This window comes from Paenibacillus sp. FSL P2-0089, from assembly GCF_038595095.1.
GTDB lineage: Bacteria > Bacillota > Bacilli > Paenibacillales > Paenibacillaceae > Paenibacillus_AQ > Paenibacillus_AQ silagei.
On sequence record NZ_CP152006.1, the window covers coordinates 7267513 to 7287015 of the forward strand.

Sequence of the window (19503 nt, forward strand, 5' to 3'; positions counted from 1 at the left end):
CCCTGTATCCTCCTTGTGTGATCAGGCCCAAACCAGATGCTCTACAACTTGGTAGAATCTTATTTTTGCATAATCAATCTCTGATACTCCATAGGATGAAAAAAATAACTTGACCCACTGCTCGCCGAAGTTTCTGACAATGCTCTTCTCCGCTACTGCCAAATCGTAATAACGGTCCGCGATCCCGCAATTCCCCAGATCAATAAATCCACTTATAGAATCATCAGCAATGATGATGTTTGGCAGGCTGTAGTCACCGTGTGTGAATACTAAATCTTCTTTGAGTTCCCGAGCATAATTGTTGACTTCAAGCAGCAACTTTTCAACATTATCCTCACCAAATCTTCTGTGCAGCTCCGCTGGATCAAATTTAATCCCTCTACTCAACTTATAATGAATAGTGCTCATTAGCTGTTCAAATGAATAATCAAAAGGACAATCTTCAATTGACACTTCATGAATTCTCCGAAGACCTTGTGCCAATATAGAGACCATTTCTTCAGTATTTGAAGCAAATTGCTTGTTGGAAGCTTCGACGCCTGGCAATTCAAGTGTTAATAAATACTCATAATTCCCGATCACACCGAAATCAATAACCTCCGGAACAGGTAACTTATTGTATAACCACAATAACCTTTGGGCTTGTCTTTCTAAAGATTCAGCATGGCCTGCCACCTGGATTTTCAAATATTTATTTACTCCACTTTTACCCTGAATATAATAAGTCTTCGCTGTATTCATCCAAATCAATGAAGCCACGTCATCTCCAACTAACTCAAGGAATTCAAAGGGTACTGCATCTTTTTCTCCAAAACTCATAATTTCCACCTCTATCGCTCAATCAATATCGTTTCAAAATACATAGCATAGTCCTGCAAACTTAGGCAAGCATTGCAGGGTATTTCAATGATATCTGCTGTATCCTTTAATACTGTTCCACAATTGTGGGCGACAGCACAATCAAATGGATTTCTTCAAAAGCCGATAGATATGTCTTAAGAAAATCCAAAGTGCCAGTGTGTATATTCCGATCACGAAGTACTTGGAGGATATTAAAGCATTTGGAGACAAAGCTCATCCGGGTTTATCCGGCAGTAAGCTTATGAACCAGGTCTCGTATCTCTGTACTTAGTCTTGGGTTGGCCGGATAGACGGCTTCAATGAACTCTAGAATGCATAGGGCCGACCCGGGTACACGATCATATCCCTGCAGCATACCGCCAAGCTTGTCGGCAAAACTGGGATACCGCTTCTCTAAACGGCGCTCATTTCCGAAGGGATCAGGGAAGTAATCCACCTCCGGCTCCAGCAGATGAAGCACTGACAAAATCCGGTCGATCGCATGGCCCTGAATAAACCGTGCCGCAGACAGGCGCTCTCCCCTGGCATAACGGCCCAGCCCCACGTACAGATTGGTTAACGCTTCGTTCAGCGGAAAGTCTAAGGAATCACACTTTTGACTCGGCAGCGCTCTGCGCGGTTTGGCTATAGCCGTATTGCTGTACAGCGGAGCCTTCCACACCACCCGGCCCTCCGTATAAGACACATCGGCCAGCTCTCGCTCCTCAAATATCGCATATTCGCCGTAAATTCCATCCTCAAACAAGATTTTGCAGCCCATATCAGAGTTTTTAAAAGCATAGGCCAATGGATACGTCTCCTCCAGCCAATCCAGACGGTCAATATACCTCTTCTTCTGCCCTGCTTCAACAATAACAAAAAAATCCAAATCTGAATACTCATCCATCCGCTCCAGCTCCACCCCCACCGACCCCACACCCAGCAGCAGAAGCGCCCCGCCCTTACGTCCGAGCGTCCCCCCAATCTCATCCAGTCTTTGTAAAAGTAACTCTGTCCGCAGCATGCTAATACTCCTCCCTATATCGGAATGCAAAAAAGGCCCAACCCACACTTCTCAGCGAGGTTGAACCCTAAGGTTGCATTGCCTTTGATATTCTAGAGTAAAAATAGCATTGGTTGGGGCTGGGTGTCAAGTGGCATTACGTATCGCGAAATGCCCCCGGTTTTAGGTCTCTAAATCGCTGTGATCGAAACAGGAACTGTAGAGTTGCTGGTTGTCTCATCTGTTGTTCTGAACAAGCATACTGTTAAAAAGCCAGCGAAAGTTCCATCTGAAATACTGGGGCAGATGCCAATCCTCATACCCTTTGAATATCCCTTGCTCCAGCCAGTAAGACTCTGATTGCCCGCTTGTTACAGCTCCAGCAACATAAGCGATCATTTTCTCCAAAAAGTGTATGACATCTGTGATGCGATCTGAATTAGAGATATCTCCGTGCCCCGGAACGACAGTGTCGATCTTGAGATCTTGCTGCATGCGTTTAAGGATGCGTATCCAGGCGTACGGATTACCGTAGGGGATGACCGGAATGGTCTTAGCCGATACCAAATCACCTGCAATCAAAGTCCGCTCCTCTGGAACGTACACCACGGCATCACTTAAAGAATGACCGCCTCCGTAAGACAACACTTCGATGGTTCGCTTTGTTCCCCGAATCACGAGTTTATCATCAAAGGTTATCTTGGGGATCACCCTGCGCAGGGAAGGGATCGTATCATACAGCGCACGCTGCACGGAAAGATCATAGCCGATTCCAGTGAGCATATGAGGATCTCTTTCCTGTGAACGCATGTGATCTAGACTAGTTATTAACCTGCGAATGTTTTGTTGCATGACATCAATATTCACTTCACCCATATCAGCAAGCAAATCTCTTGTCCACACGGTAGATATCAATTCGCTGCTCATAAATTCCTGATTGCCGTTGACATGATCTCCATGGAAATGTGTATTCACTACATATTTGACCGGTTTGTTCGTTAATTGTTCGGCAGTATGACGTAACAAAGCAGCAGAGTGCGGCAGGTTGGTTGTATCCACTACCACGGTTAAATCCCCAAGATCAATAATGGCTGCATTCCCCAGAGAGCCGCTGCCGGGAACCGAAATAGCCCCCCAGATACCCTCCGATGCTTGCTGAATCGTGAAATATTCGTTGTTCATTGTTACACCCCTTTAGTGTTTGTTCCTGCATTCGAATGAGTAACGTTAACTTACAAGTTAGAGTCAACTGGAAGTCAAGAGTTTATTCAGTATAAGGTTGGGGCGAATGTACACATTGGCTTTGAGCTAACTAAAGGCTGTATAATATCTTTCAATATCAGCTTTCAAAAAGGAGGAACAGAAATCCGATGCTCACCATCAGTCAAGTGTCAGAACAAACAGGACTAACTCCGTATACCATTCGTTATTATGAAAAAATCGGCGTACTACATGAACCCATGCGTAGCAATGGAGGGGCACGTGTCTACCAAGAAAGCGAGGTTTCCTACATTCAATGTCTAAATAAACTAAAAAAATTGGGCTTATCGCTTGAGGAGATTACGGAATTTACTCGTGAGGGCTGTGTCATGGATAAAATTCAACAAGGGGAGAAACCTTCTACTTATAGTCCTACTTTAAAAAAGCGGATTGAAATCCTTGAGCAGCATCTGATGGAACTGGAATCCAAGCGACAAGAAATTGATTACATGATTTCTCTAGCCGAAGAGAAACTCACCCTATACCAGGAACTTACGAAAGAAGACATAGTAAATACTAGATAATCGCCAGTACAAATAAACCCGCAGAAGCCCGTTTACGCATCGTTCCGACCGGAGTGGGACTGCCCTGCTCCTATCGTCGATATGCTGTAAATGTAAGCAACTGCGAGCTTTTCTTCGAATGACCTTCTTTCAACCTACCTACACAATCTCTTTATTATAATGTCCTCTTGTGTCTGTTTCCTGATTAAAGACAGCATGATTCATGGAGCCATTTAATTTGCCTGCGGCCATATGAATGACGTCCACAACCTGCTCTTTAGATTCAACGGTGAAGTTTAATCTCAGCGCCTCGATTCCTTGGATGTTCGGCAGCTCATCTAACAGATTAAGCGTCTTCCCGTTAAGAAGAGTCGCTGTGCAATCCTCATGAGAAAGGATCGGGAACGTTCCTTGCTCATCTTTTAACTCATAGCTCTTCGTTCTGCAAATTCTGCATTGATTCATCTTTCTCATCGGACAATATTTGGTGAACATCAAAGGGGTCTTGCCATATACGATCATTTCCAGCGCGGGATAGCCGTCATTTTCTTCAACATAGGCATTCATTAAATCTTCAATTTGGCTCTTATTCAGTTCATACGATAAAGTGACCCGCTTGGCACCTAATTTATATAATTCATAGCAGCTAGTCGCATTAATAACATTTAGAGAATAGTCCGTAACAAACGGATTGGTATCTCTATAGTGATAAATTCCGCCATATCCGCCGATCAGCAGCTGCCCTTCTTTTTCCTCATAATCATTCTGATTTCGTCTAACCACATTCTCAAAATAGATCTCCTGAATTCCACAGCTAACGCAGGCATCATACTGTTCCTGATTCGTTACAGTGGCCGTAAGGTACGGCGTTACAGGGGCAAAGCTTATTTTCTCTTTTACATTCGCAGTCTTGGTTCTTCTCTGCTGGCTGTTAAGCTTCAAATCATATAAGCCCAGTACAATATCTCTTCTTGCGGCGTTTAACAGTTTAGCTGGAATAAACGCATTGCATTCCTCATAGTCGACCTGATTAAGCTCGAATATCGTATCATTTAATCTGGAGAATTGCTTGATGACCTGGTCTTTGGTTGTTGGATTATTAATGGCTTCGCCTAGTGTTTCCTCGCTTTCATAGGAATAATTACAGCCTAAGCCCTCCGCCTCTATGACAAGCTTTGAATCTGGATATGCATATACTCTAATATCCAGGTTGAACCGCTTAAATTCTTTTTCCAGTGAGGCTTCTAATTCTTTGTTATAGAAATAATCCTTCGTTTTATAGACTACATCTCCCACAGACATCTTTTCTTTGATTTTGATATAGCAGACATCATCCGCTTTGTTGATTAATTCGCCAGCTTTATCGTACAGCTTGGCAACCATTAGATTAACATCTTCATTGTTGTGACTGATTCGGATGGTATCGTTCTGGTTCAAAGGGCGGGTAAGTGTTATTTCATAGGTATCTTTAATCATCTTGCTGATGGTTCCAATCTCATAACCAAAGTTATTAGGTCTTGAGATGTTTGTAATATTTCTCCGGTCTTCGTGAAACAAATAGCCTTTAGTAAAGGTTCTATTGAAGGTTTTTTTCAGATGTTCTTTTTCTTCTGTGGTGATTTTATGATCTAAGGCCATGCGGTATTTGGATACCACATTAGCCACATACGTAGGCACTTTCATCCGGCCTTCTATTTTCAGAGAATCAATTTCTTGTAAATCATGGGTATAATCGATCGTGTTCAAGTCCTTAGTCGATAAAATATAGCTTGTCCCTAAAGAGGTGCCTGTTGTCTTATCGATGAGCTCGTAAGCCTTACGGCATGAACCCACACATCTTCCCCGATTTGCGCACCGGTACCCGGTTAATCCTGACATCAGACAGTTTCCCGAATAAGATACACATAAAGCACCGTGCACGAAAATTTCTAAAGGAATGTCAGCCACCCTTTTGATCTCTTTGACTTTTTCAATCTCAACCTCACGGGACAGAACCACTCTTTTCGCACCAAGCTCTTTAAATAATAAAGTTCCGTCTACATCGTCGATTCCCATCTGAGTGGAACAATGTGCTTCCATATCATGAAAGTTGTTAACGATATAATTGAAAGCCGTCAGGTCCTGCACGATAATGCCATCCACACCGATTTCATTTAATTTGCGGATCTGCTGTTTCATCTCTTCAACTTCGTTTTCGTACACGATGGTATTCATCGTAACATAGATTTTAACGTCCCTCAGATGCGCATACGTCACAGCCTCTTGTAACGATTCTACATCAAAATTAGAGGAGTAGGCGCGTGCACCAAATTTTTGCATGCCTAAGTATACTGCATCACAACCATTAGATATCGCAGCCTTCAAAGCTTCCATATTCCCTGCCGGCGCTAATAATTCAGTCATAAATGATCCTTACCTCCTGCTTCAATAACTGCTCAAACTTAGCACCATTGATCATAGAATAAGAACTGCACTTAAGCTGCGGCAAAAAGCACAAGCCAATGGTTTGCAGCTTGTTACGGATATATGGTGCGGAATCGGGATGGCCATATGATCGCTCTCTACAATAGTTACGGTGTAGGATAAATCTCAGTAAGCTTCGCTTTTTTCAACTTCTCCATGAGTGTATCTACGGCCTTCATTACCTCTTCTGGCTGATGGTGCGGAATCATATGCGCCGCTGTGGGCAGTACCTTAAGCTCAGCATGAGGTAGTGCGCGGTTAAGCTTAAAGCTACATAAGGCATAGACCTCGTCCTCGTAATCCGCCGGAACGGGCTCCGGCGCAAAGGTGGCCTTCATTATGCTCCGCACCATGATTTTGCCCACCAAGGGGAGCAAAATGTTCATCATCCCATGTCCCACAACAGGCATCATCACCAACCGGGAGAGGAGATCTCCCTTTTCAGCCGGATACCCTTCCTTATACATCCCGCCCGCCACCGTGACCACCCCTGCCACTTGATTGGGATATAAGGACGCATACGTCAACACCAATAGTGCGCAGTAACATCACCAACGCGATGATAACGATCATTGTCCTCACGCATAGTCCTGCAAACTTAGGCAAGCATTGCAGGGTATTTTTAAGATGGTTGCTGTATCCCAAGTAAATCATATATTCTCTTGCTTTAATGCATCAATAATATTCTCCTTTTTTATTTTAGCTCCGGAATAAACAACCGCAGAGCTGACAATGACAAATACACACACAATGACAGACAGAATGCTCATCCAGGGCAGGGTGAACCCATAGCTGAATTTGTTCGCAAATGCTTTATAGATCAGAACCATCACGGCGAAACTGACAGGAAGCCCATACAAGAGCGACTTGACCCCATAATAAACACTCTCATAGTTCAGCATTTTGGCAAACCCCTTTGGCGTCGCGCCTACGGATTTCAGCATCGCAAATTCCCGTTTGCGAAGAGCCAGCCCTGTTGAGATCGTATTAAAGATGTTCGCAACGGAAATCACAGAGATTAATACGATAAATCCGTAAGAAAAGACGTTCATCAGCAGAATCTGTTGTTCTTCTCTTATTCTGAATTGATATGCATTGTAGACATTCAGATGGGTCTCGTTCATCGCTTCAATTTCCTGCTGCGTTTTCACCGGTTCCGTGCTCTTCAAATGGAGGTACATCGGAGCGTTAGCCAGCTCCTCGCCGTCTGCCAGCCGCTTCATGACGCGTTCCGACACGATCATATTTAACCCGCCTACGCCTAACGGGCTCATCCCCATCGGTGCCTTATCCGTCAATGCGGCAATTATCACTTGATTTGTCTTCGCTTCTTCCCCGCTCGCTTTAAAAAAACTCGTTAGCTCGATAGGTTGTCCGATATTCGCATATATGGACTTCGTCTGAATATATTTCCCCGTATCTATATCTTTGTAATGAATCGTATCCATCACGATTGCGGCGGGATGATCCAGATCCGTAAGCTGTTCGTAATCTGCGTGAGCCGCTCTGGCATAGGCTTGCAGGCTCGAATCATTCAGTGCATAGAGCTTAATTTCGTAAGGGTATTTCCCGTCTTGCAGCATACTCCTATCCTGCTTAACCTTCTCCTGCAATTCGTCGGCGATGCTTGCTGCATCGACCCAAGCGTTCCTGACTAACTCATGACTGACGCTGTATTCCGTGACGCCATCCAGAGATACAAGCGATTGCATCAACCGGTCATCTAGTCTTTCGCCATTACTGGACGACACTTCAATATCGTAATCGATGCCTTGCAGCGACAATGCCAGAGATTGTGTCAGGCCAGCCGTGAAAAACGATATCGTCAAAAACAAAACGATGCTGATGACAAGCGAAAAAAGAATAACATGATGTCTTCGTTTGTTCCTTTTTAAGTTTTTCAGCCCGATTTCGGCTTCGATTCCGAAGAGCTTACGAATGATCTTCGACGTCTTCACTGCTTTGGCCGTAAGCTTTACGTCAGTGGTTTGGCGAATCGCGTCCATGGGAGATACCCTGGAGGCTTTAACCGCCGGGAGATACGCCGAAACGAAAATCGTCAGCATCGAAACAAGACAAGTCATCAAGAGCAATAACGGCGTGACGATCAGCCTCAGCTTTTCACTGGTCCATAATGCCCCTTCAATCATTGTGTTCATGAACGAAAAGGTGATTCCGATGCCGGCAAGACCGCATAAGATGCCAATAGGAATGCTGATCAAACCAATGACGATCCCTTCAAAGAATACGGAATTTCGCTTCTGCCTTTTCGTCGCCCCCACGCTCGCGAGCATCCCTAAATAGCGGGAACGTTCCGAGACGGATATCGCAAAGGCGTTATAGATGAGTCCAACCGAGCCAATGATAATGGTCCCGATAAGGATTGCCGATAATGAGAACATCATGCTGGATGAGGCTCCGCTGCTGGACAAGCCATAATAATGAAGCAAATCGTTATTATATTGGACAGTGTGAATTTGGTTTGTCTCAGCCAGCTTCTCCGCATGTGCGAACAAGAACGGATTGACCTGCTTCAAGACCACCGACGCATCGACCCGATCCTCTCCCCCGATGATTTGATCATCGACATAGCTAATGATCGTATAAGCCGGGGCCCAAGCCGTTTCCGACACCGGACGTTTAATGAAACCTACCACCGTATAATCCCTAATTACGCTATGCTGTAATGTCTCGGTCAATGTGCCGTCTTTCCTGCGCAGCGGTGCCGTCTGATCCAGGGGATGATCGCCCCCTTGTTCGAATCGGTCGCCGACGTGAAGCGTTAGACGGTCGCCGATTTCGTACTTCACTTTGCCATCTGTTGCAACTGACTCGGAGATCACAACCTCCTTATCCGTGTGCGGAAGACGTCCCTTGCTTATTTCAATCTGAAATTGCTTGAACCCTTGCTTATCATATTCCTTAATGAACAAGTACGGCTTATTGGAATTTTGTCCACCTTCTAATGGGGCATACCCAAGGTCTCTTGTGATGGCAACCGTTTTGGTTGCATCATCGCCCTGTATCGCCGCAAGCTGTTTCTTGGTTATATCCTGATACTGAATATGCCACTCCCCTGTATCTGAGATCGTTTGTCTAATCATTAAATCCGCAAAGGAAAAAATAAGCGTAATAACAGCGGTCATCATGGATACCGAAATAATTACGCCAAAAATAGTCACAAGTGTTCGTCTCTTGTTCTGCTTCATATGCCGGATGGTTAATGTATTGACAATATTCATCGCCTGATCACCTCGTTTTTGGCAATCCTCCCATCTTCAATCGAAATGATTCTATCGGCTTGCAGGGCAATCCGTTCGTCATGCGTGATTACGATCAGTGTCTGATGATAGGTCTTATTTAGCATTTTCAATAAAACGACGATCTCGTTGCTATTCCTGCTGTCCAGATTCCCGGTGGGTTCGTCGGCCAGCATGATCGCAGGATTGCCGATAATCGCCCTGCCAATCGAGACACGCTGCTGCTGTCCACCGGATAGCTGATTCGGCAGATGGTTTAATCGATGCTGCAAATTCAACGTATTCACAAGATCAGCCAATTGCTTTTGATCTACCTTTTGTTGATCCAGCAAGAGCGGCAGCGTAATATTCTCTTCCACCGTCAGGACGGGAATCAGATTGAAAAACTGGTAGATCAGCCCGATTTGCCTGCGTCTGAAGATGGCCAGCTGCGTTTCGTCCAAGGTATACATATCCGTATCCTGAACATACACTTTCCCGCCAGTCGGTCGATCCACACCGCCCAGCATATGAAGGAGTGTCGATTTCCCCGATCCGGAAGGTCCGATAATGGCGACGAATTCACCTTTTTGGACCGAAAAGGAAACATCATCAAGCGCCTTCACCGCCGATTCGCCCGTGCCGTATATTTTGGACAAATTTTCAATGGTTAAAATCTCCATTCCCATCCCTCCTTCCCCAGATGCTCAATTCCAGGAATATACCATCTCTTTATATCCAACATCCCAAAGGGTTTCATTCCCCTCAATGGTTATCTTAAGCTCATTAGCCCCGGTGAGATGAAGGATCCTATTATCCGGCTCATGGAGCTGATCTTCTGCAGATACAGACAGGAGCTCATTCCCGTCAACGGTGACCTTAAGGCTGCCCTGAAAATCCTTATGATCAGGAATTCCATAATTCAAGCTAAGATACAGCTCTCCCTTATTGCCTAGCGAATACGTATAGGTTTCCTTCTTTTTACCTTCGGTGCCATACACATTATACTTGGGTGTCACGTCTTGACCGCCAATCTTAAGACTGTCCTGTTTGGTTCCCGTTACTCGATTTCCGGTACTATCTTCCCATTCGTTTATCGCTACAAAAGGGGCCAACTCTTTGGTGAACACTTGATCAACTACTCCGAAGACCCCCCATACGCCGAGCATTAACACAGCACTGGCAATTCCTGTAGCAGCGATATTTCTCCAGTAGTTTTTTGTACGGAAGCCAATCTTGTAGCCCCCGAATCCAATAGCAGCGCCCACTGAGTTCGTTATGACGTCGTTCATGTCAAAGCTGCCGAGGAATGTTAGTGCCTGGATGGTCTCCACCACAAGAATGGACAGGATAAACCCTGTCATGAAGCGAACAAAGCTGGTGCGGTATAACAGCGGAAACAGTATGCCAAAAGGTATGAAGGCTGCAATATTTCCAATACCCACCAAGTCCATCAGTGTCGGATGCAGGAGATCGGAAAGACCCGGCACCCTAAAAAAATCGTCCGGCAAAAAAATAAAGGTGTACTGACTGGTTTGATCTACAGTATCCGCTCTGCCGAAAGCAAAAAACATAAAATAAAGAATAATCAGGGTGTAGCCTATCGTGATAAAAAAAGTAATCTTGCGCTGCTGCTTCATTTGCATTTGCATGGTTGTACCTCCATCGTTCATCTGATGAATATCATTTTATCTGTCTAAAATGACTTTACAGTGACTTTGGAGGTGACAGTTCAGTCACTTACGGAGTGCTGTTAAATGACATGCTTATAAAATTTGATCCGAAACTCTGTACCGGTCCCGCTGTCGCTCGTTACATCAATCACGCCATTCTGGCTTGCAATGATGCTGTGGGCCATCGCAAGCCCTATACCGATGCTTCCTTCATTAGCATTCTTTCCTTTATAAAAACGTTTGAATATATAAGGCAAATCCTCTTTCGGAATGCCCACTCCGTTGTCAGCAATAACGATTTCCGTAAATAGCATGTTGTCGGAAAATGTGATGGTAATCGCACCGCCCTCAGGTGTATGCTCCACTCCATTCTTCAAAATATTGATAACCGCTTCAGCAGTCCAATGGAAATCGCCGTTAAAAGAGACGTTGTCATCCCCTGTGATGGAAACGGTCTGCCCTTTAATATCCATCGGAATCATAACCGGCTCCAGTGCCTTTTGGATTAGGGTTTTCATGTGTATTCGATCTTTTTTGAACGGGATCGTTCCCGCATCCATTTTCGCTAGCTTTAATAAGGATGAAACAAGCCAATCAATCCGTTCAAGCTGAATGCGAATATGATGGGTGAACTCCGTTCTTTTGAGTGGAGGCAGATCAGGGGCGCTTAACAGATCTGCCATGACTGTCATAGAGGTGATCGGTGTTTTGAGTTGATGTGAAATATCGGAGATGGCATCGGTCAGTTGAAGCTTATCCTGCTGCAATAGCGAACGATGCTCGGAGAGCATGCGTGTCACCTTGTAAATATCATTCTTTAAGATGCTAAGCTCCCCTTCTTGATTATCGCGAGGGTCAAGGGAGGCCTGGCCGCTGCTAATCTCCCGCAAATAGACGGACAGCTTCTCTAGCTCGTAATATCTCCGTTTTGTGAATAATACAGCTGTGCCGGTAAGCAGCACGGAAACAATAATAACCAGGGCTGCCGCGGCAGACGAAATGAAAGCAGCAATGACGATCGCCGATACGCTGATCGAGCCCATGACGAGCAATAATATTAGATTTTCCCGATTGCGCAGCATCTAATCACCAACCTTATAGCCTAAACCGCGTACCGTTTTGATCAGAGCCGGCTGCTCCGGATTATCCTCCAGCTTTTCCCTTAGCCTTTTGATATAGACCGTTAACGTGTTGTCATTCACGAAGTCGCCCGCCACGTCCCAGATTTGCTCCAAGAGCTGATTCCTGGTGAGGACCTGTCCAACGTGGTTGCCAAAGATCAGCAATAAGCGGTATTCCAGGGCGGTTAGCGAAATTTCGGCACCGTTTTTATATACTTTGCCTTCCAGTGTATGGATGCGCACATTGTCAATGTCGATAACCGCTCCGGCGTGGGACAGCTTCTGATATCTCCGCAAGACGGATTTGATCCTGGAGAGAAGCTCGCGAACCCGAAAAGGCTTGGTAATGTAATCATCGGCTCCCATATCGAGCCCCATCACGACATTGACCTCATCATCAATCACCGTTAAGAAAATGACCGGAATATCCCGCCGTTCCTTCACCATCTTGCATAATTCATAGCCAGTTCCGTCTGGAAGCTGTAAATCGAACAGGCACAAGGTGAACTGATCGATGTCTTCGGCGAGCACCTTTCGGGCTGAAGCGACATTATGGCAGAGAACAGTCGAATAACCCTCTTGCTGCAGTGAATATTCCAGTCCCGACGCGATCGTCTTATCATCTTCAACTAATAATATTTTCATCTGAAGGTCATCCTTATGATTTATTTTAGAACATTTAATGAATTCCACCGATTCGTTTCTTTATAGTGATAAATGCCGCCATATCCTCCGATTAGCAGCTGCCCTTCTTGCTCATTATAATCATAATGATTTCTTCTAACCACATTCTCAAAATAGATTTCCTTAATTCCACAGCAATGATCCAATTAGTCTATAATAGTTAGGTAAAGGAATGAGGATTAAATGATAAAATCATTTTTAATGTTAGGTCAGTCTAATATGGCAGGCCGTGGATTCTTGCATGAAGTCGACCCTATATATAATGAAAAAATCAAAATGCTGCGTAATGGACAGTGGCAGATGATGACAGAGCCGATTAATTATGACCGTCCGGTCTCCGGTGTAAGCCTGGCGGCGTCTTTCGCCGCTGCCTGGTCGAACGCCAATCCTAATGAAGAAATTGGTTTGATTCCTTGTGCAGAAGGTGGCAGTTCTTTGAAAGATTGGCATCCGGAGGGCATCCTTTTTCAGCATGCTTTGTCCGAAGCCCGTTTCGCCTTGCGGTCCAGTCAAATCTGCGGAGTTCTGTGGCACCAGGGTGAGAGCGACAGTTATCAATCGCTGCATGAAACTTATTACGAGAAATTAACCCTTATCATCACGACCCTAAGAAACGAATTGAAGCTTGATGAGGTGCCGTTGATCATTGGCGGACTTGGTGATTTCCTTGGGAAGACTGGTTTTGGACAGCAAGCGACAGAGTATTTGCAGGTAAATGAACAATTGCAGCGCTTCGCTAACGAACAGCCAAATTGTTATTTTGTAACAGCGGCAGAGTTAACCGCGAATCCTGATGGAATTCATATAAACGCGGTATCGCAACGCAAATTCAACTACCGCTATTTCGAAGCTTTTTCGAACAAGTGTCATGTCTTGGAGCCCCTCCGGGGAGAGGAGCAATCGCTGAAAGTGGAGCACGACTATTCAAAAACAGAACAGATCTACCTTCATAGCATGGATTTGGCTTTGGGTAAAATTACTTACGCCGAATTCGAGGCGCAGATGGTGAAGGTTATGCAGCCCTGATCCCTTTCGCTTAAAGGGTCTATCGGCGAAAACAAAGGGCGGCCTGGAAGGCCGCCACTGTTGTTTATACTATGAATAGATAGGCTTGATTCATAATGATTCTTTATAGTAATTCCTTCAGTCCTTGGCGGGATGACCCATTTCATGCTTTATTTGACGAAAAATAATACAGTTCCAAAATGATTTGTAAACCTCTTATAATTGGTAACCTCCCGCAACACGATAATGGTCGGGTACGAATTAACCTTGCGTTGGATTAGTCCAGCCAATATCTCCTTCTGTTCGGTACAGTAAAACTTCCCTTGATGATACTCAATGATAAGAGGCGGTAGAGCGGAATGATCTTCGGTTACATTCACATGGGAGTTACTGATATGGAATTCATCCCTTTGAATAAGACGCAATGGAAACTTTACGACCCCAAAATAGATTCGGTCTACAATAGCATTTTCTGTATGGACAGATGCGTTTTTAGAAAGCTGCCAGTAGCAGTACATCCACTCTTCAAGTATCCCGCCATTCGCATATTCCACAGCTGACTCAATAGTCGGGGCATATGCTGCGTAGTCAGCCTGTTTCTTCGAGTAAAGGATTTTTTTAATTGAATCCAAAGATAAGAAGTATTCGTCAGCAAGCTCCGACACGGTACGTCCATGGGCGTACTTGTTGCGAATCATACGATTTCTTCTCTGCAACTGCTCCCGGTAACCGGAGGCTGCACCCCAAGCTTTCTTTTCCTCTCCAGCGGGGATGTAAATAAGTTTACCTGAGGCGTACTTTTGAACTTCTCTCAATAGTTCCTCTGGAAGGATGTCACTGCCATTCTCATATTTCATGTTATCACCGTCTACAAAGCGTAAATTCGATCTTTTAGTTCGCTGATAGATTTCATCATACTTGTACACGATTCTGTATCGTCGATCGATGCGTGCCAGCGCAATCCATCTATCCCTTTATAATACGCCATACATAAGAACCTTTCCTTGAAGTCGGGAATGATGATTTTCCGATTCTTGCAGTACTCCATGAGAAGCTCTGGTATTCGCAGATAAGGCTTGTTTAAGTCCATGATTGCAAAATCGATCAGGCAGTCTCCAATGCCAGAGTAGCTCCAGTCGGGAAACCCCACCGTGGTTTTCCCATCCGTAATCATGTTGATGAAAAACGTAAAGTTATTTACTAAATAACGTCTGCCCTCGCAATAAGGAATTCGAGCCTCCATCTCTTTGTAGTACTGCTCAAAGAAATCCCGTTGCAAAACCGTCGTTCCGAACATCTCCCTCCAATTATACCAATACCCTTCTTTGTCTTCAGCAAACGTGTCGGTCAGAAAAGCTCTGCCACTCTCATATTCCGGTGTGCCATCCTCGTTGAACCGTCCGTAGCCCTCTATTCCCGATATGTCAGAACTATGAATTTCAAATAGAGTGTCAAATATCAGCTCGTGACAATCCTTGAATTGTTCGGGGCTTAATTGATCGGCCACGAACCCATTCGGGGTCATGTTGACCTTATCGGATAGCATGGACCGCAAAAAATCATCTTTACTCATCTTCTCATCTCCTTAACTTGATTCACAACTCACTGCCATCAGGTGCGCATCTGATATGTAAAATCATAGCATTGGATAGATTTAGGGAATAGGCAATCAATGGCTTAAAGCGACTTTACACAGGTTAAAAAACTTGCCCCTACTTATAATATGTACTGAAGGCCACCGAAGTAAATCGGCAGCCTTTGCAATTATGCATTCAGCTTCAGTTCTGCTTGCTCCTAAAATACTCTGCTGTTTCAAGAATTTCATCATTTTCTGATAATAATCCTCGATCAATAAATACTTTTAATAATTCTGGAGCTACCTCTCGTGTCACTTCTAGTAATCTAATATATTGCCATTCGTCCGCCCAATCAATACTTCTATTAACAACTTCAGGATAGTATTGTGTCAACCACTTGAGTGGTATTTTCTTAATAGCATCTCTTGCTAAAGTAATTACAGTTATGTTCTGACTCTCGCAAGCATAATTAACAAGAACCCCAAGCACTTTCATTCCAATTTCAATTGGCATTTGGTCGAGGGTTTTTAGACTTTCATAGGCATCCGGGAGTACTTTGTCAAGCGCTTTGCGTAACTGTAACTCGTAGGGATCAACTAATTGGCTGTCCATTATATTCACCTCCTGACGTTAAAGAAATACCGAACATTTTAAACGGATTCGTTTAACCATGTTTCCGTTCCCACCTTTGATGTTATTTTAGAATGTTTTTCTCCAAGTGTATATGAAACCAAAAAAGATAACACTCCATAAAAACACTTCATTTATAACCCTCCATTATTTTGTAATTCCAAAAAGCTCGCAAAAGTCCGTTTGCTCCATCTTCGCTGCTACGCGTGACCCCGCCTCAACCCATGTCCTTCAAGGCTCCGTTCCAAGCCTGCTGCGGGATTTTCCGAAAAACTTGCCCCTACTTATGATACGGTTCACCGGAATGTTCCTTAAACTAAGATACCTCTACCGGAAATTGTCTACACTCTCATGCAGAAAGGCTTCCAGCTTACGCGGCTCTCTGCCGAGCAGGCGACTCACCGTGTCATTTGGACGTTCTGGAACCACCCTGGACATGGATTGAATCTCCACAACATGGTTCGCAAGCCAAGGAGGCATATTCCCGTGTTCAATAAGATTACGGAGTAGTTCTTCGGGTTCCATATTGATGTAACTTATTGGCCGATTGAGCAAGGCGGATAGTCGTTCCGCGATCTGAGGATAGCTGAAAAGCTCTGCACCCGTAAGCGTATATATTTGGCCTGAGACCTCAGGGTTAGTTAGAGCTTCTGCGGCAACATCTGCGATATCACGGCAGTCAATGAAGTTACACGGTGAATGGCCCATGGAGCCGAAGAAAACATTTTGAGTTGTAATCGTTGGTGCAAAGCGCATTAGATTTTGCATGAATGCATATGGGCGCAACACGGTGGAGGTAAGACCTGATTCCCTTAGCACTTTCTCAATTTCTTGATGCCAGCCCGCCACTGCTACTGGAGAGCTCTGCTCAAAGGCAGGGCTGGATATTTTCACGATGTGTTTGATTCCAGATTCGCCTGCAATCTGAATGATTGAAGTTTCCAATTCGATTTGTCTTGGACTGTTGGACATAGCGAGGAAGAGCTGGCTGGCACCTGTAAAGGCGCGGCGCAGCGATTCGGGGTCAGCAGCATCTGCCAATACGACCTCGATAGCCCACGACCCCTTTTCTCCGATCTGCTTACGCAACTTCTCTGGCTCTCTGCTCAGAGCCCTGACGGGCACGCCAAGATCAGCCAAACGTTCCACCAGCGCACTGCCTATCGTACCTGTTGCTCCCATAATAACTATCATTTTTTTCTTCCCCTTTTGGATAAAAAATTATTTGTGACGGCGAGACGCCACCGCCAGGTCACTATCGTGCTTGCTATGAATCCAGACAACGGGAAATCGATCCAGGCGCGATCAACCCAGGCCAAGTGATGGTCCGGCATCATAAGTTCTAGTACACCAGATGTCACCCATGCCACGCATAGGCCAAACAAGGACCCGGCTATTGCGAACCCTCCTACCACAACCAAGCGAGGTGCACCTGTGACCCATCGCATATGGCCCACTCGGCTGCGCAACAAAAGGCCAATCATCAAGGCCATCAAGGCCGATGCAACGCCGATTGTGGTCAAGGCCCCTATTTGAAGCCCTCTATCAGCAGTAACCAATCCCCCAATACCTGCCATGATGGCAGGAGCAGCATAGGCCATTACAACTTCACGCCATAGTGCAAAGGGCTTTCTTCTGGAACCAATAGTCTTGGTACCGTAAGCATCATCTGTCGGATTCGGGTATTTCATCTGATTCATTTCGTTGCCCCTTCCTTCTCTGAGATCATTCAGTCGAGTGCTTTCAGTGAGATATAATTAGGAACCTAACTATATAGGAGTAAAAATAGGCTAGCATGACTAGCCCATTCTACTCATTACTGATGTTTCACTTTGGTTTCGTGCCTGGTTCGTCCGTAAGTGCAGAGATGCCTTGTGTAACCCGGCCTAGCAAGTCGAGGAATACGCTGCGCTCGTCTATACTGAGTAAGCCCACCGTGGCCTCCAGCCAAGCGAAATGCTCAGGAGCCATTTCACGTAGCTTCTTCGCTCCTTCTTCCGTCAAAATAACCGATCTCTGGCGGCCATCCTTTGAGCTTAACCGCCTAGATACTAGGCCATCTCGTTCAAGAATGTCGATCAGACCAGTCACTGTAGCACGTGTAACGCCTAGATGCTCTGCTAATTGCGAAGGCAGCTCTTCTCCTTCGTAATCCTCGAGATCTGCCAATACACGATATCGACCTGTTGATAAGCCGAATCTGGAGAAATGAATCTCCGAGGCCTGACCAAGCTGGGCTCCCGCTGCCATTAGCCTAGATGCGACGAGTATAGCCTGTGCGTCTATGTCTAGGTTATAGCGATCAATCTGACGCTGAGATTGTACAAGGGAGGGAATAGCCTCCATGTCATTTATTTTTCTATTGTTGTTCATAAATATAGTATGGCACCTAATTACTTTTGTGTCAACCAGCTATCTTTAATTCATGTCGTCTGCAATCCGCTCATGCGCTTTTTGACCACTGATCCCGACAGGAATGATCGCATCAGCATCACTGTCAACACCCCAGGAAAATGGATATTGAGTATTTATGAATACTGACTTATAGTCTTCTCTAGTAACTCTCTGACGGATTCCTGCAATTCCCTTGGAGAGACCACCTTTACTTCCGGTCCGTATGCAAGCAGCTTCTGCGCCGTGAACGGGAACTCTTCCACAGGAATATAGCCGCGCCATTCCCTGTCCAGAACTGATGCGAATAACCGGTCCGACTCCGCTAGCCTTACGCCCATATCCGTAAAATGTAATATGACTTCGGTGCTATCCCTGGTCTCCCCGGCCTTCATCCATGCTGCTAGCGTCGGAAGTGAATCCTCTATTCGGTGAGGCCCTTCCTCCAGCTGCTCCATCCGATCAACCCGATACAGGCGAATCTCACCCTGCTTGCTGGCGGGCATATACCAATACCCTTGTTCATAATAAATCCCGAGCGGATAGACCTGCACATTCTTCTTGCCGCTGCGGGAATGATAAGCAAATGTAATCTCTCTCTTCTCCACGGCTGCACCTAACACCTGGGTCGTTAACGGCGCTGGGCGTATCGAAGAGTGCTGAAGAACGGCAAGATGCTGCTTCGAACGCCTAATCAGATCCCGCACATCATCCGGCAATCCGGAATAATACTGATCTGCCAGTTGAGCCCGGATGATTCCATAGGGAAAGTCCGGAATATGCTCCAAATATTCAATCATCAGGAACAATCCCAACGCCTCGTGCTGTGTTAATTGAAGGGGCGGCAAAATCCGGTTCGGCAGCACCCGGTACCCCCCGTGTATGCCTACCTCCGAATACAGAGGAAGCCCCATCTGCTGCAGATAATCCAGATCACGTTGGATCGTCCTTAGCGATACTCCGAATCGTTCCGCCAGCTGGCGGGCCGTAAATTTGGTCCTTGAATCCAATGTCCGCATAATTTCCAGTCTTCGATTAATCAATGGCTTCACCTAACTACGTCATATTTTGTCATAGTTCTAGTGTATCATTAAATCTAGAAGGGAGCGATTAA

General features: G+C 45.3%; 18 protein-coding genes and 1 pseudogene. 2 read left to right on the forward strand and 17 right to left on the reverse strand.

The window, feature by feature from the left end; translation table 11 throughout:
- Nucleotides 1-21 precede the first annotated feature (21 nt).
- From NST69_RS31035 to NST69_RS31045, 3 genes are all read right to left on the reverse strand, one after another.
- Nucleotides 22-819: an APH(3') family aminoglycoside O-phosphotransferase gene (locus NST69_RS31035; protein ID WP_036723013.1), complete on the reverse strand. Its 798-nt coding sequence runs from the start codon at nt 817-819 to the stop codon at nt 22-24.
- Nucleotides 820-1084: 265 nt separating this feature from the next.
- Complete coding sequence (locus NST69_RS31040; RefSeq protein ID WP_036723014.1) at nt 1085-1864, reverse strand: hypothetical protein; 780 nt, start codon at nt 1862-1864, stop codon at nt 1085-1087.
- A 216-nt stretch (nt 1865-2080) separates the two neighbouring features.
- Nucleotides 2081-3025: an MBL fold metallo-hydrolase gene (locus NST69_RS31045; protein WP_342548006.1), complete on the reverse strand. Its 945-nt coding sequence runs from the start codon at nt 3023-3025 to the stop codon at nt 2081-2083.
- Nucleotides 3026-3213: 188 nt separating this feature from the next.
- On the opposite strand from NST69_RS31045, the gene NST69_RS31050 reads away from it, so the two are divergent.
- Nucleotides 3214-3627: a MerR family transcriptional regulator gene (locus NST69_RS31050; RefSeq protein ID WP_036723017.1), complete on the forward strand. Its 414-nt coding sequence runs from the start codon at nt 3214-3216 to the stop codon at nt 3625-3627.
- A gap of 138 nt (nt 3628-3765) precedes the next feature.
- On the opposite strand, the gene NST69_RS31055 is transcribed toward NST69_RS31050, so the two are convergent.
- From NST69_RS31055 to NST69_RS31085, 7 genes are all read right to left on the reverse strand, one after another.
- Entirely contained in the window at nt 3766-6009 is a 2244-nt protein-coding gene (locus tag NST69_RS31055) for a U32 family peptidase (RefSeq protein ID WP_342548007.1), read from the reverse strand.
- A gap of 167 nt (nt 6010-6176) precedes the next feature.
- Nucleotides 6177-6548 carry a hypothetical protein gene (locus NST69_RS31060; protein WP_036723020.1) on the reverse strand — a complete coding sequence of 124 codons (372 nt, stop codon included), beginning with the start codon at nt 6546-6548 and terminating at the stop codon, nt 6177-6179.
- Between the two features lie 171 nt (nt 6549-6719).
- A complete protein-coding gene (locus NST69_RS31065) occupies nt 6720-9311 on the reverse strand; it encodes an FtsX-like permease family protein (RefSeq protein WP_342548008.1) in 2592 nt (863 codons plus the stop codon).
- On the reverse strand, nt 9308-9991 hold the full coding sequence (locus NST69_RS31070) for an ABC transporter ATP-binding protein (protein WP_340945924.1): 684 nt from the start codon (nt 9989-9991) through the stop codon (nt 9308-9310). Before NST69_RS31070 ends, NST69_RS31065 begins: the two co-directional genes overlap by 4 nt.
- A 24-nt stretch (nt 9992-10015) precedes the next feature.
- Nucleotides 10016-10954 (reverse strand): VanZ family protein, encoded by a 939-nt coding sequence (locus tag NST69_RS31075; RefSeq protein ID WP_342550241.1) that lies wholly within the window; start codon nt 10952-10954, stop codon nt 10016-10018.
- A gap of 107 nt (nt 10955-11061) precedes the next feature.
- Nucleotides 11062-12063 (reverse strand): HAMP domain-containing sensor histidine kinase, encoded by a 1002-nt coding sequence (locus NST69_RS31080; RefSeq protein WP_342548009.1) that lies wholly within the window; start codon nt 12061-12063, stop codon nt 11062-11064.
- Nucleotides 12064-12747 (reverse strand): response regulator transcription factor, encoded by a 684-nt coding sequence (locus tag NST69_RS31085; RefSeq protein WP_209869142.1) that lies wholly within the window; start codon nt 12745-12747, stop codon nt 12064-12066.
- A gap of 222 nt (nt 12748-12969) precedes the next feature.
- Between NST69_RS31085 and NST69_RS31090 the strand changes: the two genes are divergently transcribed.
- A complete protein-coding gene (locus NST69_RS31090) occupies nt 12970-13812 on the forward strand; it encodes a sialate O-acetylesterase (RefSeq protein WP_342548010.1) in 843 nt (280 codons plus the stop codon).
- A gap of 578 nt (nt 13813-14390) precedes the next feature.
- Here NST69_RS31090 and NST69_RS31095 read toward each other — a convergent pair.
- The 7 genes and pseudogenes from NST69_RS31095 to NST69_RS31125 form a co-directional block, all read right to left on the reverse strand.
- A pseudogene (locus NST69_RS31095) lies at nt 14391-14648 on the reverse strand (CD3324 family protein); the annotation flags it as partial.
- Nucleotides 14649-14659: 11 nt separating this feature from the next.
- Nucleotides 14660-15364 carry a hypothetical protein gene (locus NST69_RS31100; RefSeq protein WP_342548011.1) on the reverse strand — a complete coding sequence of 235 codons (705 nt, stop codon included), beginning with the start codon at nt 15362-15364 and terminating at the stop codon, nt 14660-14662.
- A 205-nt stretch (nt 15365-15569) separates the two neighbouring features.
- Nucleotides 15570-15980, reverse strand: a complete 411-nt coding sequence (locus NST69_RS31105; protein WP_342548012.1) for a hypothetical protein — start codon at nt 15978-15980, stop codon at nt 15570-15572.
- A gap of 345 nt (nt 15981-16325) precedes the next feature.
- Nucleotides 16326-17192 carry an SDR family oxidoreductase gene (locus tag NST69_RS31110; RefSeq protein WP_342548013.1) on the reverse strand — a complete coding sequence of 289 codons (867 nt, stop codon included), beginning with the start codon at nt 17190-17192 and terminating at the stop codon, nt 16326-16328.
- Nucleotides 17189-17698, reverse strand: coding sequence for a hypothetical protein (locus NST69_RS31115; RefSeq protein WP_342548014.1), 510 nt, complete (start codon nt 17696-17698; stop codon nt 17189-17191). The genes NST69_RS31110 and NST69_RS31115 overlap by 4 nt, the downstream gene beginning before the upstream one ends.
- Before the next feature lie 127 nt (nt 17699-17825).
- Nucleotides 17826-18371 (reverse strand): MarR family transcriptional regulator, encoded by a 546-nt coding sequence (locus NST69_RS31120; protein WP_342548015.1) that lies wholly within the window; start codon nt 18369-18371, stop codon nt 17826-17828.
- A 155-nt stretch (nt 18372-18526) separates the two neighbouring features.
- Nucleotides 18527-19432 (reverse strand): YafY family protein, encoded by a 906-nt coding sequence (locus NST69_RS31125; RefSeq protein ID WP_342548016.1) that lies wholly within the window; start codon nt 19430-19432, stop codon nt 18527-18529.
- Nucleotides 19433-19503 lie beyond the last annotated feature (71 nt).